Below are 14418 nucleotides of genomic sequence, written 5' to 3' on the forward strand. Positions count from 1 at the left end.
AAAACAATCCATACAAAAGGAGACGTTATTATGGCGATCAACGTTATTCGCGAGCCGGAACCCAAAGCTGGCACCTTAGGAAAGACGGAGCTCTACGCGTTGGCCCTCGGTCAGGTCATTGGGGCGGGTGTTATCACCCTCGTTGTTCCAGCGATTAAGATGACCGGCTACTCAGCATGGCTGGCATATTTTATGGCGATTGTCATGGGCTTTATCATGGTGCTGCCCACTATTTTTGTTTCTTCTACCCTGCGTATGGGCGGCGGCAACTACTCTATGCTGTGTGATCTGGCCGGTCCCACAACAGCCGGCATTTTTGCCTTTGCCTACCTGACTCAGTGTCTTTCCCTTTCCCTCTTCGGCGCATCAGCCGCTGCGTATTTAGGTGATATCATTCCTTTCCTCAATGGCAAAATAGCTCACATCGTTGTGGGCGGTGCCTTGTTAACCTTCTTTTTTATAGTCAATCTTCTTGGCATTAACATTATGGCGAAGGCACAGAAGATCATGACCTGGCTGCTTATTGCGGCGCTGCTCATTTTTGCAATCGTCGGCATTTTCAAAATGAAACTGCCCATCTTTGATGCCGGCGATTCCAACTTTCTTACCAATGGTTGGGGGATTACTTTTACCAATGGCCAAATTAGCGGGGGCTTCACCGGCGCAGTGCTGCTGTTTGTCTACTCCTGCCAAGGCTATTACATGACGATCGCTTATGGCCGTGACGCAAAAAACGCTAAGAGGGATATTCCTGTCGCCATGATTACTACAGCTCTTTCCCTGATTGTTCTGTACATAGGCGTGGCCTTGGCCGGCGCGGGCGTTATGAGTATAAAAGAGTACGGTTCCTCCATTACCTTGGTTTTTGCCGCTCAACGTATCTTCCCCGCCTGGCTGTTCTATGCCTTTATCATTGGCGGACCGATCATGGCGTTGCTGTCCACCCTGAACTCCACTTTTGCTTATAATGCCATTAATATCGGACAGTCCTGTGATGACGGCTGGCTGCCCACTATTTTCGGGAAAAAAAACAAGGTCGGGTCTCGGATATATATCTTAACATTTATGTATATTCTCGGCATGATTCCCATCATCTTCGGTTTCTCTATTGAGGTAATTGTCAACATGGTGCAGTTGATTACCTCGGCTTTCGCCTTTCTCAATATGGTGGCGTATCTTAAACTTCCCAAAAAGTATCCGAAGGCTTGGGCAAAGGCCCGCTTTCACGTGCCCAATGCTGTTTATTACATCATCTGCTGGGTGTCAATGGCCTTTTTTATCGTAGTTCTATGGAAATCCTGTCTCTCTATGAGTCCCGCTTTGGCCGCTGTCAACGTGGCCGCGATCTTGGTGCTGTCCATCATTGGCATTTGGCGTTCTAAGACCGGTAATATTGTTATCCATACCTCGGTTTGGACCGGGGACGAAGAAGAGTGTTCTGTAAAAAATGAATCTTAATACCATGAAGGAGGCAATGCTTTATGAAAATCACAAAGGTGGAAGTATTTGAAGTTCAGGCCCGACGCCCTGAATGGCGCCCCGTGCTCTGTCGGATCTACACCGACGAAGGAACTTACGGAGACGGAGAGGCTGCTTTGGCCTACTGCAATGGCGCGCCTGCGGCGGCTGGTATGATTCGTGACCTTGCGAACCTTATCATCGGTATGGACCCGTTGGATAACGAAGTCATCTGGGATAAACTTTACAAGTGCACCTTCTGGGGCCAGAACGGCGGTCCGGTGGTATTCGCCGGCATCAGTGCCATTGATATCGCCCTGTGGGACATCAAAGGGAAGCATTTCAACGTTCCCGTCTACAAGCTGTTGGGCGGCAAGCGGCGGAATGACCTGCGCACCTATGCCAGCCAGCTCCAATTTGGGTGGGGGCGGGATACATGCAAAGACAGCCTGACTATGAGCGCCCCTCACGACGCTGTTGCTGTTCAGGACTATGTGGACAACGCCATGAAAGCGGTAAAAGAAGGATATGACTGCATCAAGATCGACTTTTTCACCTACGATCCGAAAGACGGTCACGCTTACACCGATGAGGAGTGCTGCCGCCTGCTTTCTCCCTACTATGTCAATGTGGTGGAAAGCCGGGTCAAGGCTGTTCGAGAAGCCATTGGCCCTAATGTGGACATCATCATGGAAAATCATTCGCGGCCTGATGCCCAAAGCGCCGTTCAACTGGGCCGCGCGGTGCAAAAATACAATATCTTTTATTTTGAAGAACCCAACACCCCCACCCCGAAGACCGCGAAGTTTATCTCCGACAAGCTGTCCATGCCTATTTCCCACGGCGAACGGGTTTATTCACGCTGGCAGTATGCACCTTATTTTGAGGAACAAGGCATCCAGGTCATTCAGCCTGATGTTGGAAACTGCGGCGGCCTGACCGAAGCCAAGAAAATCTGTGATATGGCCTATGTGTATGATATCGGTGTTCAGGCCCACGTCTGCGCCAGTCCGCTTTCCACTGCCGCGGCACTTCATTTGGAAGCGGTCATTCCCAACTTTGTCATTCATGAGCACCATGTGTTTAATCTTCACGACTATAACCGGGAACTGTGCACGGTGGACTTCCAGCCAGTCAACGGTAGATTCAAAGTGCCTGAGGGACCCGGCTTGGGCGCTGAAATCAGCCCCTGGGCCATGGAGCACTCCATTAAGTATGCGGTGGAATAACTGTAAGAACAAGAAAGGGATAAACAGATGAAAATCACCAGTGTAGAATGCTATTTGGGCAATTTTATTACCGTGAAAATAAACACGGACGAAGGCATCAGCGGATTCGGCGAGGCAGGTTTGGCCTATGGAAATTCCTGGGAGGCGGCGTTCGGGCAGTGTCAGGACTTTGCCAAGCTGATTATCGGCATGGATCCGTTCAATACCGAGGAGATTTGGGAGCACCTGCACCGCCACACCTTCTGGGGAATGGGCGGCGGCGTTGTTATTACTTCCGCTATGGCCGCCATTGACACAGCCTGCTGGGATATTAAAGGAAAGGCTCTTAACGTCCCCGTTTATAAACTGATCGGTGGAAAAACAAACAAAAAGCTGCGGGCCTACGCCAGCCAGCTTCAGTTCGGCTGGAGCAAGTTGATTGAAGCCAATGATAATCTAACCTTGCTCTACGATCCGAAAGATTATTACGACGTGGTCAAAAACGCAGTGGAGGACGGTTATGACGCTGTAAAAATCGACCCCGTCTTCGCTCCAACCGAAACGAAACCTTTTGGTGAAGTGTTCAACACGCAGGGAACACACCACCGGGGATCCTATCGTCAGCATGACCTGCAACGGTCGGTAGAGCGTATCGCGGCAGCTCGTGAGGCCGGCGGGCCCGACCTGGATATCATCGTGGAAATCCACTCTTTGCTGGATGCAAATACAGCCGCCGAGCTGGGCAAGGCTCTGGAACCCTACCGCATCATGTACTATGAAGAGCCCACCATGCCCTGTAATCCCGAAGTTTTCAAGCATATTAAGGAACGTTGTTCTTTGCCCCTGGCCACCGGGGAGCGCAGCTACACTCGCTGGGGTTTTCGCCAGTTCTTTGAGGACCGCACCTTAAGCATTGTCCAACCCGACCTGTGCAATACCGGCGGTATTACCGAAACCAAAAAGATCTGCGACATGGCTCAGGTCTATGATGTCGGCGTGCAGATTCATGTCTGCGGCGGCCCCATTGCAACGGCGGCTGCACTCCAGGTTGAATCGGCCATTCCCAACTTTGTGATTCACGAGGAACACAACGCAAATTTGTTGACAAAATTCAGAAAAGCCGGTAAATATTATTACCATCCGGCAGATGGATTCTATCCTGTCCCGGAACTCCCCGGCATCGGTCAAGAGATGAGTGAAGAAGAAATGGAAAACGCCCGAAGGGTCATTGTGGAGTAAATCCATTCGCCTTCTCCAGGTATCTGACATTCATGCTCCAGATTTTTCAAAACAGTCTCCCCCCACTTCTTAATCCGGGAGGGAGACTGTTTCCTTTTTTTGGGATGCGTTGCATTTGCCCAGGCTTCTGACTGTCTTTCTTCTCATTCTGTTGGCAGCACTTCCTTCATACGGTATGATGACGTCACGGCAACGCTTCAATATTGTTTAGTAAAAACTCAATGAAATACTTGCTTGAGATCGGCAAGCTATTCTTATCTTTATAACCTATTGCAAGTGGTCTCCCGATAGGCGGGTCAGTCGGCAACAGAGCAATATTGTAATTTGTGCGATGAAGTATAAGCTCTGCAGGATACTGACGCCCAGCCCTGCTTCTACCATCGTCACGATTGCATAATCGTCATGATTGGTGTACCTTTAGTTTGGGGTTATTCCGATGGGTTTGAACGCCTCCAGCGATTCATAGTAGCGCTCTTCCTCCAAAAGAATGAACGCTTCTTTCGCTAAAGCTTCCAAATATCGATCCATGGTTCACAAATTCCAATATTTATATAAATATTTTTGTTTTACTTATTTATAGAGCCAGTATACAATAAGTACGAAGGGAAGGACGGGGCTGGATTGGAGAATTGGGCGTGAAAAGTTACATAGGCGCAGCACTTATATTTTCTGGTGTGGTGTTTTCAAAATTACGAATTAGAGACGAGCCAGGTATTTGTCTATTCAATAGGAAAGATACCCGTTATGAACACTAACATAAGGACATCTGCTTTGTTGCCGACAACTGTTCTTAATCATTTCATTCGGATCGTTAGAAGGCTGGGGAAATAACATGTCAAAACCAATCGTTGGAATCATGGGAAATTTTCAATCAGAGGAAGCTGGCAGGCCGGAAGGCGGCCAGCGGCTTAATGTGAGCAACGCCTATGTGGTATCGGTCATCCGTGCCGGCGGGGTACCGCTGGTGATACCGTTGACGTGGAACGACGAGGTGGTGGTGACCGCCGTACAAGCGATGGACGGTCTGATTGTCACCGGCGGCGTCGACGTCAATCCGCTGGAGTATGGGGAAGAACCGACGCTGAAGCAAGGTTTCTTCTGCGCGGAGCGGGATCACACCGACTTCTGCGCCATCCGAAACGCTTCCCGGCTTCATCGCCCCATTTTGGGTATCTGCCGAGGCATACAAGCCCTCAATGTGGCCTTTGGCGGCACGCTGTATCAGGATGTTTCTCTCAAGAGCGGATCCCCGGCACTCAAGCATTTTCAAGAGGCCGCTCCAAATGCTCCCTGCCACACGGTACATGTCCGGGCAGAGAGTTGTCTGCACAGTTTGCTGGGGGATACGGTGCGGGTCAACAGCTTCCACCATCAGGCGGTTCACCGTGTCGCCGCCGGTTTTCGGATCAGCGCTACTGCCACAGACGGTATTATTGAGGAGATCGAGCAAGAATCCAACGAATTCGTGGTCGGCATCCAGTGGCATCCGGAGTTGATGGCGGCCTATGGGGATAGGACAATGCAGGGAATTTTCGATCTGTTTGTCAACGCCTGTGCGAAAAAATAAGGGCACGATTTTTCCGGATACTGTTGCGTATAATGCCTTAGGATTCACTATATGAAAGACAATTTTGCGGTGCCCCATCAATATCCCCTTGAACAAAGCGGCTATGTGATTTCTAGCAATTGATCGCAACATCTTTCTGCAATTGATTTTTAATATATTCTTCAATTGCTTTCCTGTTACGGCCCACTGTGTCTACAAAATATCCACGGCACCAAAAATATCGCGTTCCATACTTGTACTTCAAATTTGCACGCCTATCGAATATCATCAAACTACTTTTACCCTATCCGCTTTTATCTGCCCATATATTTCCCTTCCGCGATATTTTGGAGCAAATACAATATGATACTGGCATCTCCACTTTGAATGTGATAAACTTTGTATGTCTTTCATGACAAAATCTCCTTTTGTTGTTAATGCGGTTGGCAGACCTGCATCTATTCTAACAAAAGGAGATTTTCTTGTATCTAAAGATTCTCATCTCACCTGCAAAGCTAGTGGTTCTTTTATTGCTAAAGCCGCAAGAAATAGTTACCCCCCGGCACAGCCGGGGGTTCTTCATATGCGGGCAAAGCCCTGTATTACTGGCTGCGCCTCAAGGCGCTGGTACGGTCTGCCAATTGCAAAAGTTTGTTACTTGCTACCCGTAAACGGGTCTGCATACTCCTTAAGCGTCATCTGGTCTTCAACCTGATCTTCCAATTGATTTTTGATGTACTCAGCTATTGCTTTGTCATTTTTCCCTGCCGTATCTACAAAATAGCCTCTACACCAAAATGTCCGGTTCCCATATTTGTACTTCAAATTCGCGTGCCGCTCAAATATCAGCAAAGTGCTCTTTCCTTTGATAAATCCTACGAATCCGGAAACGCTCATCTTCGGTGGTATTTTTACCAACATGTGTATATGATCCGGACACACCTCTGCTTCCATGATTTCCACCTGTTTCCAGTTACATAACTCCCGCAGTATTTTTCCTATCTCAGCCCGCATATTTCCGTACGCTGCTTTTCTACGATACTTGGGTGCAAACACTATGTGGTATTTGCAATTCCAGCTCGTATGGTTTAAACTATCTATGTCATTCGTCTTCATGTCGAATGTGCCTCCTTTTGATATGTTTTGTTGCAGTTGGCAGACCGCAGCTTTTATTATATCAAAAGGAGGTTTTTTACTATTATCACCGCTAAAGCTTTTTGGGAACTCCCGGCACAGCCGGGAGTTTTCGTATTACAACAAAACAGCAGCCCATGCTTTGCATGAACTGCTGATCTTGGCTCCCCGTGTTGGACTCGAACCAACGACCCTGCGGTTAACAGCCGCATGCTCTACCAGCTGAGCTAACGAGGAATATGAAAATGTTGGCACCACCTATTGTCCCGGGCCGTTACCAGCCAAGTATCTTCGGCGCAAATGAGCTTAACTTCCGTGTTCGGAATGGGAACGGGTGTACCCTCATCGCAATCGGCACCAACTAAATTCCAACCTATTGAATTATCAAACACCAATCCTGTGACCCGTGCGGGATTCGGCCGGATGCTCCGCATCCTTCCGGCTTGCACTTTCGCGCTTCACCACTCTTCGCTAAAGTTCTGCCACCGGCAAAACTTCTTAACGCTCAGACCCTCTCGAGTTCGAATCCGCTTTAGAATTCTAGAAATCTTGGTGACCCGTGCGGGATTCGAACCCACGTTAACGGCGTGAGAGGCCGCTGTCTTAACCACTTGACCAACGGGCCATATCAAATCCGACACTTTCGGCCGGTCCGGAAGTCAGGGTCCCTGACCCCTTTTCCGGCTTACCTTTTGGTGCACCATCAGGGATTCGAACCCGGGACACCCTGATTAAGAGTCAGGTGCTCTACCAACTGAGCTAATGGTGCATAGACCATGCGGTCGGCACGCGCCTCCGGCGATCATGCCATCGGCTTACGGGGTTTTCCCGCACTGTTTTTTCAGATACATATCGTACCTTCAAAACTGAATAAAGACTGAGAAGGGAAAAGCGAACTTGAACGGGCAAACCAAAAATATGGTCAAGCCCTCGGCCTATTAGTACTGCCAAGCTGAACACGTTACCGTGCTTACACACGCAGCCTATCAACCTTGTAGTCTACAAGGGGCCTTACCAGCTTATGCTGTGGGATATCTAATCTTGGAGTCGGCTTCACGCTTAGATGCTTTCAGCGTTTATCCGATCCGCACATAGTTGCCCAGCTGTGCCATTGGCATGACAACTGGTGCGCCAGAGGTGCGTCCATCCCGGTCCTCTCGTACTAAGGACAGCTCTCCTCAAATATCCTGCGCCCACGACAGATAGGGACCGAACTGTCTCACGACGTTCTGAACCCAGCTCGCGTACCACTTTAATCGGCGAACAGCCGAACCCTTGGGACCGAATACAGCCCCAGGATGTGATGAGCCGACATCGAGGTGCCAAACCTCCCCGTCGATGTGGACTCTTGGGGGAGATCAGCCTGTTATCCCCAGGGTAGCTTTTATCCGTTGAGCGACGGCAATTCCACTCTCATACCGCCGGATCACTAACTCCAACTTTCGTTTCTGCTCGGACCGTCATCCTCGCAGTCAGGCTGGCTTATGCGTTTACACTCTCCCGCACGGTTTCCGTCCGTGCCGAGCCAACCTTTGAGCGCCTCCGTTACGCTTTTGGAGGCGACCGCCCCAGTCAAACTGCCCGTCTAACAATGTCCCCCGGCCGGATTCACGGCCGCAGGTTAGAATTTCAGCAACTTAAGGGTGGTATCCCAAGGACGACTCCGCTCCAGCTGGCGCCAGAGTTTCAAAGTCTCCCACCTATCCTGTACATAAATTACCGAAACCCAATATTAAACTGCAGTAAAGCTCCATGGGGTCTTTCCGTCTTGTCGCGGGTAACCGGCATCTTCACCGGTACTACAATTTCGCCGGGCGGGTAATTGAGACAGTGCCCAGATCGTTACACCTTTCGTGCGGGTCGGAACTTACCCGACAAGGAATTTCGCTACCTTAGGACCGTTATAGTTACGGCCGCCGTTTACTGGGGCTTCAATTCAATGCTTGCACATCTCCTCTTAACCTTCCAGCACCGGGCAGGTGTCAGCCCCTATACGTCATCTTTCGATTTGGCAGAGACCTGTGTTTTTGCTAAACAGTCGCCTGGGCCTATTCTCTGCGGCCTCATCTCTGAGGCACCCCTTATCCCTAAGTTACGGGGTCAATTTGCCGAGTTCCTTAACTACCCTTCTCCCGTTGGCCTTGGAATCTTCTTCCTGTCTACCTGTGTCGGTTTGCGGTACGGGCGCATCGGATATCCCATAAGACTTTTCTCGCCCTGCTCTAAGCATGCTTCCCTACTAAATTTCGGTCCCTTGCGCCCGGGTCAACCAACGCCCGGGTCATGCCCTTTGCAGGTGTCATCTTACTTAAATCCTTCTGCGGCTACGGAATGTCAACCGTATGTGCATCGGCTACGCCTTTCGGCCTCACCTTAGCTCCCGGCTCACCTGGAGCGGACGAACCTTCCTCCAGAAACCTTAGACTTTCGGCCAATATGATTCTCACATATTTCTCGCTACTCATTCCGGCATTCTCTCTTGAATGAAATCCACCGGCGCTTCCGCTCCGACTTCAACTCTCATTCAACGCTCTCCTACCATGCTCAGCCATTCTCCACGCTCTCAATCCTTTTCAGCTTTTAAGTAATTTCGCGTCGCTGCGCGCCGCCAGATTCCTTCTTCACTTTCGCTAATTGAGGTTATGGAGAATGACTGAGCATCCCAAGCTTCGGTACACGATTTTAGCCCCGTTGAATTTTCGGCGCAGGGTCACTCGACCAGTGAGCTATTACGCACTCTTTTAATGAATGGCTGCTTCTGAGCCAACATCCTGGTTGTCTGTGCAACCCCACATCCTTTGCCACTTAACCGTGTTTGGGGACCTTAGCTGTGGGTCTGGGCTGTTTCCCTTTTGACGATGAAACTTATCTCACACCGTCTGACTCCCGTATATCGATTATCCGGCATTCTGAGTTTGATAGGCTTCGGTAGCCTTTCGGCCCCTAGACCATTCAGTGCTTTACCTCCGGTAATCTGATACGAGGCTAGCCCTAAAGCTATTTCGGAGAGAACCAGCTATCTCCGGGTTCGATTGGAATTTCTCCGCTACCCACACCTCATCCGCTACCATTTCAACGGGAGTCGGTTCGGTCCTCCATGGGGTTTTACCCCCACTTCAACCTGGACATGGGTAGGTCACCCGGTTTCGGGTCGAATACAACTGACTTCATGCGCCCTGTTCAGACTTGGTTTCCCTGCGGCTCCGTCCCTTAAGGACTTAACCTTGCCAGTTACATTCACTCGCCGGACCATTCTACAAAAGGTACCCGATCACCCGTTGACGGGCTCTCGGTGCTTGTAAGCACAAGGTTTCAGGTTCTTTTTCACTCCCCTTCCGGGGTCCTTTTCACCTTTCCTTCACAGTACTCTTCACTATCGGTCACTGGGTAGTATTTAGGCTTGGAGGGTGGTCCCCCCACGTTCCCACCGGATTTCTCGTGTCCGGCAGTACTCGGGATACAGCCCGCTCCGCTTTCCCTTCGCATACGTGACTTTCACACTGTCTCGTCGGCCTTTCCATGCCGTTCTGCTCGGGATCGCAGACTCTTTGGCTGTCCACACCCCGAAGGCATTGCTGCCTCCGGTTTGGCCTCTTCCGCGTTCGCTCGCCACTACTTGCGGAATCTCAATTGATTTCTCTTCCTCGCCCTACTTAGATGTTTCAGTTCAGGCGGTTCCCCCCGTAAAGCTATGAATTCACTTTACGGTGACCGGACATAACTCCGGCCGGATTGCTCCATTCGGACACCTATGGATCAAAGCCTGCTTACGACTCCCCATAGCTTTTCGCAGTTTGCCGCGTCCTTCTTCGGCTCCCAGTGCCAAGGCATTCCCCTTGCGCTCTTTGTAGCTTGACCATGTGATTTTTTGGTTCTTCAAAATTGTAGTTTTTCTATCAGATTAATCTTTTAGAATAACAACTTTTCTCGCTTTATCTGCTTCTCGCTTTATTCAGTTTTCAAGGTACAACCTGAGGTTGACGCACGTCGCGGGTCAGCTTTCAGTTCAAAGAACCTTACCTGCCGCGGCCTTTACCAGCCTGCAGATTACACACAACATTCCTTTTCACTTTCATGAACCGGAACATCATATGTATTGACACACAGTGTCTCTCGTCGCGCTCTCGCCCGTCGGTTTCCCTGACTCACGGTCGCGGATTCAAAATACCATATGTAATTGTGAACCTTTTGGGAGCGTCTTCCGACTGTCCCGCCCGATTCAGTTTGTCTCCCGCTCTTTTCTTCACGGCGGGCCGTGCATGCAGACTCAGTCTGCTGGTGGGCTTAATCCTCGAGTCACACTCTGCCTGAATGGCTTATGTGGTTCTCGTATGGATTAATTCCGAGCGCACTGTCGTGCGCTGGTGGGCTTAAGTGGACTCGAACCACCGACCTCACGCTTATCAGGCGTGCGCTCTAACCGGCTGAGCTATAAGCCCATATTTTGTTGTCGGACGCTCTGGCTAGAGGTTTGATCCCCAATCCTTCGCATTTCCAACGCCGGTTTCAGGTTCTTACCCTTCACCCTGTTCACTTTTCGGACTTCCTTCTGTTGCGCGGGCACTCTGCCGGCTGTTTCCAGCCCGTTCTGTGCGCGACGAAACGGACGTCTGTCCGTGGTGGAGATAAACGGGATCGAACCGTTGACCTCCTGCTTGCAAAGCAGGCGCTCTCCCAGCTGAGCTATACCCCCATATGGAAGTGATTCAACTGTCTGGTTCTTCTCAGTTCTCTCTCACTGAAGTTCCCTACACTGATTCCGGGAGCCTTTTCAGACTGTCCCGCCACTTAAAGGCACTTTCCTGCCGGTTCTCACCGGCGGGCCGTGCCTCCAAGCTCAGCTTGGGGCCTTCAAAATTAAACAACGATTGTTCAGAAGTCGTCTTCCGTAACCGACCTAGGATGTCTGAGCCATTGTTCATGACTCATGTCTCCATAGAAAGGAGGTGATCCAGCCGCACCTTCCGATACGGCTACCTTGTTACGACTTCACCCCAGTCGCCAATCCTACCTTCGGCGGCGCCTTCCTTGCGGTTAGGCTACCGACTTCGGGTATTACCGGCTCCCATGGTGTGACGGGCGGTGTGTACAAGGCCCGGGAACGTATTCACCGCGGCATGATGATCCGCGATTACTAGCAATTCCAGCTTCACGCAGGCGGGTTGCAGCCTGCGATCCGAACTGAGACCGTTTTTGGGGTTTTGCTCCACCTCGCGGCTTCGCTTCCCGTTGTTAACGGCCATTGTAGTACGTGTGTAGCCCAGGTCATAAGGGGCATGATGATTTGACGTCGTCCCCACCTTCCTCCGTTTTGTCAACGGCAGTCTGATTAGAGTGCTCTTGCGTAGCAACTAATCACAAGGGTTGCGCTCGTTGCGGGACTTAACCCAACATCTCACGACACGAGCTGACGACAACCATGCACCACCTGTCTCAACTTTCCCCGAAGGGCACCTAATGCATCTCTGCTTCGTTAGTTGGATGTCAAGACCTGGTAAGGTTCTTCGCGTTGCTTCGAATTAAACCACATACTCCACTGCTTGTGCGGGCCCCCGTCAATTCCTTTGAGTTTCAACCTTGCGGTCGTACTCCCCAGGTGGATTACTTATTGTGTTAACTCCGGCACGGAAGGGGTCAGACCCCCCACACCTAGTAATCATCGTTTACGGCATGGACTACCAGGGTATCTAATCCTGTTTGCTACCCATGCTTTCGTGCCTCAGCGTCAGTTAAAGCCCAGCAGGCCGCCTTCGCCACTGGTGTTCCTCCCGATCTCTACGCATTTCACCGCTACACCGGGAATTCCGCCTGCCTCTACTTCACTCAAGCACCACAGTTTCAAGTGCAATCCATGAGTTAAGCCCATGGTTTTCACACCTGACTTGCAGTGCCGCCTACGCACCCTTTACACCCAGTAAATCCGGACAACGCTTGCTCCCTACGTATTACCGCGGCTGCTGGCACGTAGTTAGCCGGAGCTTCCTCCTCAGGTACCGTCATTATCGTCCCTGAGGACAGAGGTTTACAATCCGAAAACCTTCTTCCCTCACGCGGCGTTGCTGCATCAGAGTTTCCTCCATTGTGCAATATCCCCCACTGCTGCCTCCCGTAGGAGTCTGGGCCGTGTCTCAGTCCCAATGTGGCCGTTCAGCCTCTCAGCCCGGCTACCGATCGTCGCTTTGGTGGGCCGTTGCCCCGCCAACTGGCTAATCGGACGCGAGTCCATCTCTCAGCGGATTGCTCCTTTGATTCCAGTGCCATGTGACTCCGGAATATCATGCGGTATTAGCGTCCGTTTCCAGACGTTATCCCCCTCTGAAAGGCAGGTTCCTCACGCGTTACTCACCCGTCCGCCACTAAACCATCTCTAAGCAAGCTCAAAAATGGTTCCGTTCGACTTGCATGTGTTAGGCACGCCGCCAGCGTTCGTCCTGAGCCAGGATCAAACTCTCTAAAATTTGGTATATATTCGCCTTCCGGCGTTTATATCTCTTTTAGAGCGTCTTCGGCTCTTAAAGTCCGATACACTAACGTATCGCTTGTGATTTTTTTGAAAGAGTTTTCCGTCTCTTTTTGTCCGAAAGTACTTTTCACTCTCGTCCTTTACGGGTTCCTTCTTCTGTCTCTCGTTGTTTAATTTTCAAGGTCCCATCGTCAAATATAACAGAAGAAACTGCAAAATCATTTTGCCTTTCAGCAATCTGCCTTGAGTTTTATTCCGTTTTTCGACGGCTTTACTATAATATCACGTCCTAAAACCGATGTCAATGCTTTTTTGTAGTTTTTAAAAGTTTTTTGATTGATTAAGTTCTTGAAGTAAAATCCTTTGTTTGTTATAATGTTTGTCAGCGTTCTTCGATTTAGAAAGGAGGAATCGGTTTGCCGATCAGAATACAGAATTCTCTGCCTGCCTGCCATGTGCTGGAATCGGAAAATATTTTTGTCATGACCCAGGAGCGGGCGATGAGCCAAGACATCCGCCCACTGAAAATTGTCATTTTAAATCTGATGCCGACAAAAATAGAAACGGAGACCCAGCTGCTGCGCCAGCTGAGCAATTCGCCGCTGCAGGTGGATGTGGAATTGATGCAGATGGCTTCTCATATTTCCAAAAACACGCCGCAGACGCACCTGAATACTTATTATAAAACATTCTCCGAGTTAAAAGATCAAAAATTTGACGGAATGATTATTACCGGAGCCCCGGTGGAAAAGCTTCCCTTTGAAGAGGTCGACTACTGGCCGGAGCTTTGCGACGTGATGGCGTGGAGCCGCAGAAACGTCTATTCTACCATGCACATCTGCTGGGGAGCACAGGCCGGGCTTTACTATCACTATGGAGTGCCCAAATATCTGCTGCCTAAAAAGGTGACGGGCATCTTCATGCACAGCGTCCTTTTTCCCCTGCATCCTCTGGTGCGCGGTTTCGACGACGATTTTTGGGCGCCGCATTCGCGCTACACGGAGATTCACCGAGAAGACGTTGCCGTTCATCCGGAACTTGAACTATTGACCGAGTCCGGGGAAGCGGGACCCCATATCATCGCGGCAAAAAGCGGGCGCCAGTTTTTTGTCACGGGACATGAGGAATACGACCGTGACACCCTGAAAAAAGAATATCTGCGGGACTTGGAAAAGGGAATCCACCCTGAGATGCCAAAAAATTATTTTCCGGGAAACGACGCGACAAAAGAGCCGCCGTTCGTCTGGCGCAGTCACGCGAGCCTGATGTTTTCCAACTGGCTGAACTATTATGTGTATCAGCAGACGCCCTACGATATCAAGGATATCTCCGAATCGATCTGAACAAAAACCGGGAGGCAGACTCGTTTC

General features: G+C 50.3%; 6 protein-coding genes, 5 tRNA genes, 3 rRNA genes and 1 pseudogene. 5 read left to right on the top strand and 10 right to left on the bottom strand.

All coding sequences use genetic code 11. The annotated features are described in order from the left end of the window. Positions 1–30 precede the first annotated feature (30 nt). The 4 genes from EQM14_RS10250 to EQM14_RS10265 all read left to right on the top strand — a co-directional run bounded on the left by EQM14_RS10250 (position 31) and on the right by EQM14_RS10265 (position 5472). Positions 31–1458 (top strand): APC family permease, encoded by a 1428-nt coding sequence (locus EQM14_RS10250; protein WP_128742871.1) that lies wholly within the window; start codon positions 31–33, stop codon positions 1456–1458. A 23-nt stretch (positions 1459–1481) separates the two neighbouring features. Further along, a complete protein-coding gene (locus EQM14_RS10255; protein WP_128742873.1) occupies positions 1482–2687 on the top strand; it encodes a mandelate racemase/muconate lactonizing enzyme family protein in 1206 nt (401 codons plus the stop codon). A 27-nt stretch (positions 2688–2714) separates the two neighbouring features. After that, entirely contained in the window at positions 2715–3905 is a 1191-nt protein-coding gene (locus EQM14_RS10260) for a mandelate racemase/muconate lactonizing enzyme family protein (protein ID WP_128742875.1), read from the top strand. Positions 3906–4737: 832 nt separating this feature from the next. Next, entirely contained in the window at positions 4738–5472 is a 735-nt protein-coding gene (locus tag EQM14_RS10265; protein WP_128742876.1) for a gamma-glutamyl-gamma-aminobutyrate hydrolase family protein, read from the top strand. Between the two features lie 112 nt (positions 5473–5584). Here the strand turns inward: EQM14_RS10265 and EQM14_RS10270 are convergent. From EQM14_RS10270 to EQM14_RS10315, 10 genes and pseudogenes are all read right to left on the bottom strand, one after another. Beyond that, a pseudogene (locus tag EQM14_RS10270) lies at positions 5585–5865 on the bottom strand (transposase). Positions 5866–6105: 240 nt separating this feature from the next. After that, positions 6106–6567 carry an IS200/IS605 family transposase gene (gene tnpA, locus EQM14_RS10275; RefSeq protein ID WP_128742878.1) on the bottom strand — a complete coding sequence of 154 codons (462 nt, stop codon included), beginning with the start codon at positions 6565–6567 and terminating at the stop codon, positions 6106–6108. A gap of 179 nt (positions 6568–6746) precedes the next feature. Beyond that, positions 6747–6822: transfer RNA gene (locus EQM14_RS10280), tRNA-Asn, on the bottom strand. A gap of 9 nt (positions 6823–6831) precedes the next feature. After that, a 5S ribosomal RNA gene (rrf, locus tag EQM14_RS10285) occupies positions 6832–6947 on the bottom strand. A 188-nt stretch (positions 6948–7135) separates the two neighbouring features. After that, a tRNA-Glu gene (locus EQM14_RS10290) sits at positions 7136–7210 on the bottom strand. A 68-nt stretch (positions 7211–7278) separates the two neighbouring features. Continuing rightward, positions 7279–7354, bottom strand: a tRNA-Lys gene (locus EQM14_RS10295). Between the two features lie 149 nt (positions 7355–7503). Beyond that, a 23S ribosomal RNA gene (locus EQM14_RS10300) occupies positions 7504–10443 on the bottom strand. A gap of 504 nt (positions 10444–10947) precedes the next feature. Beyond that, positions 10948–11024, bottom strand: a tRNA-Ile gene (locus EQM14_RS10305). Between the two features lie 178 nt (positions 11025–11202). Beyond that, a tRNA-Ala gene (locus tag EQM14_RS10310) sits at positions 11203–11278 on the bottom strand. A gap of 246 nt (positions 11279–11524) precedes the next feature. Then, positions 11525–13043: ribosomal RNA gene (locus tag EQM14_RS10315) — 16S ribosomal RNA — on the bottom strand. Together the 16S, 23S and 5S rRNA genes with 5 tRNA genes alongside form the textbook arrangement of a ribosomal RNA operon. 421 nt (positions 13044–13464) lie before the next feature. Here EQM14_RS10315 and metA point away from each other — a divergent pair. Further along, positions 13465–14391: a homoserine O-acetyltransferase MetA gene (metA, locus tag EQM14_RS10320; RefSeq protein ID WP_128742880.1), complete on the top strand. Its 927-nt coding sequence runs from the start codon at positions 13465–13467 to the stop codon at positions 14389–14391. Positions 14392–14418: the final 27 nt, after the last annotated feature.

The sequence above is a fragment of the Caproiciproducens sp. NJN-50 genome, assembly GCF_004103755.1.
In the GTDB taxonomy this organism is placed as follows: Bacteria; Bacillota; Clostridia; order Oscillospirales; family Acutalibacteraceae; genus Caproicibacter.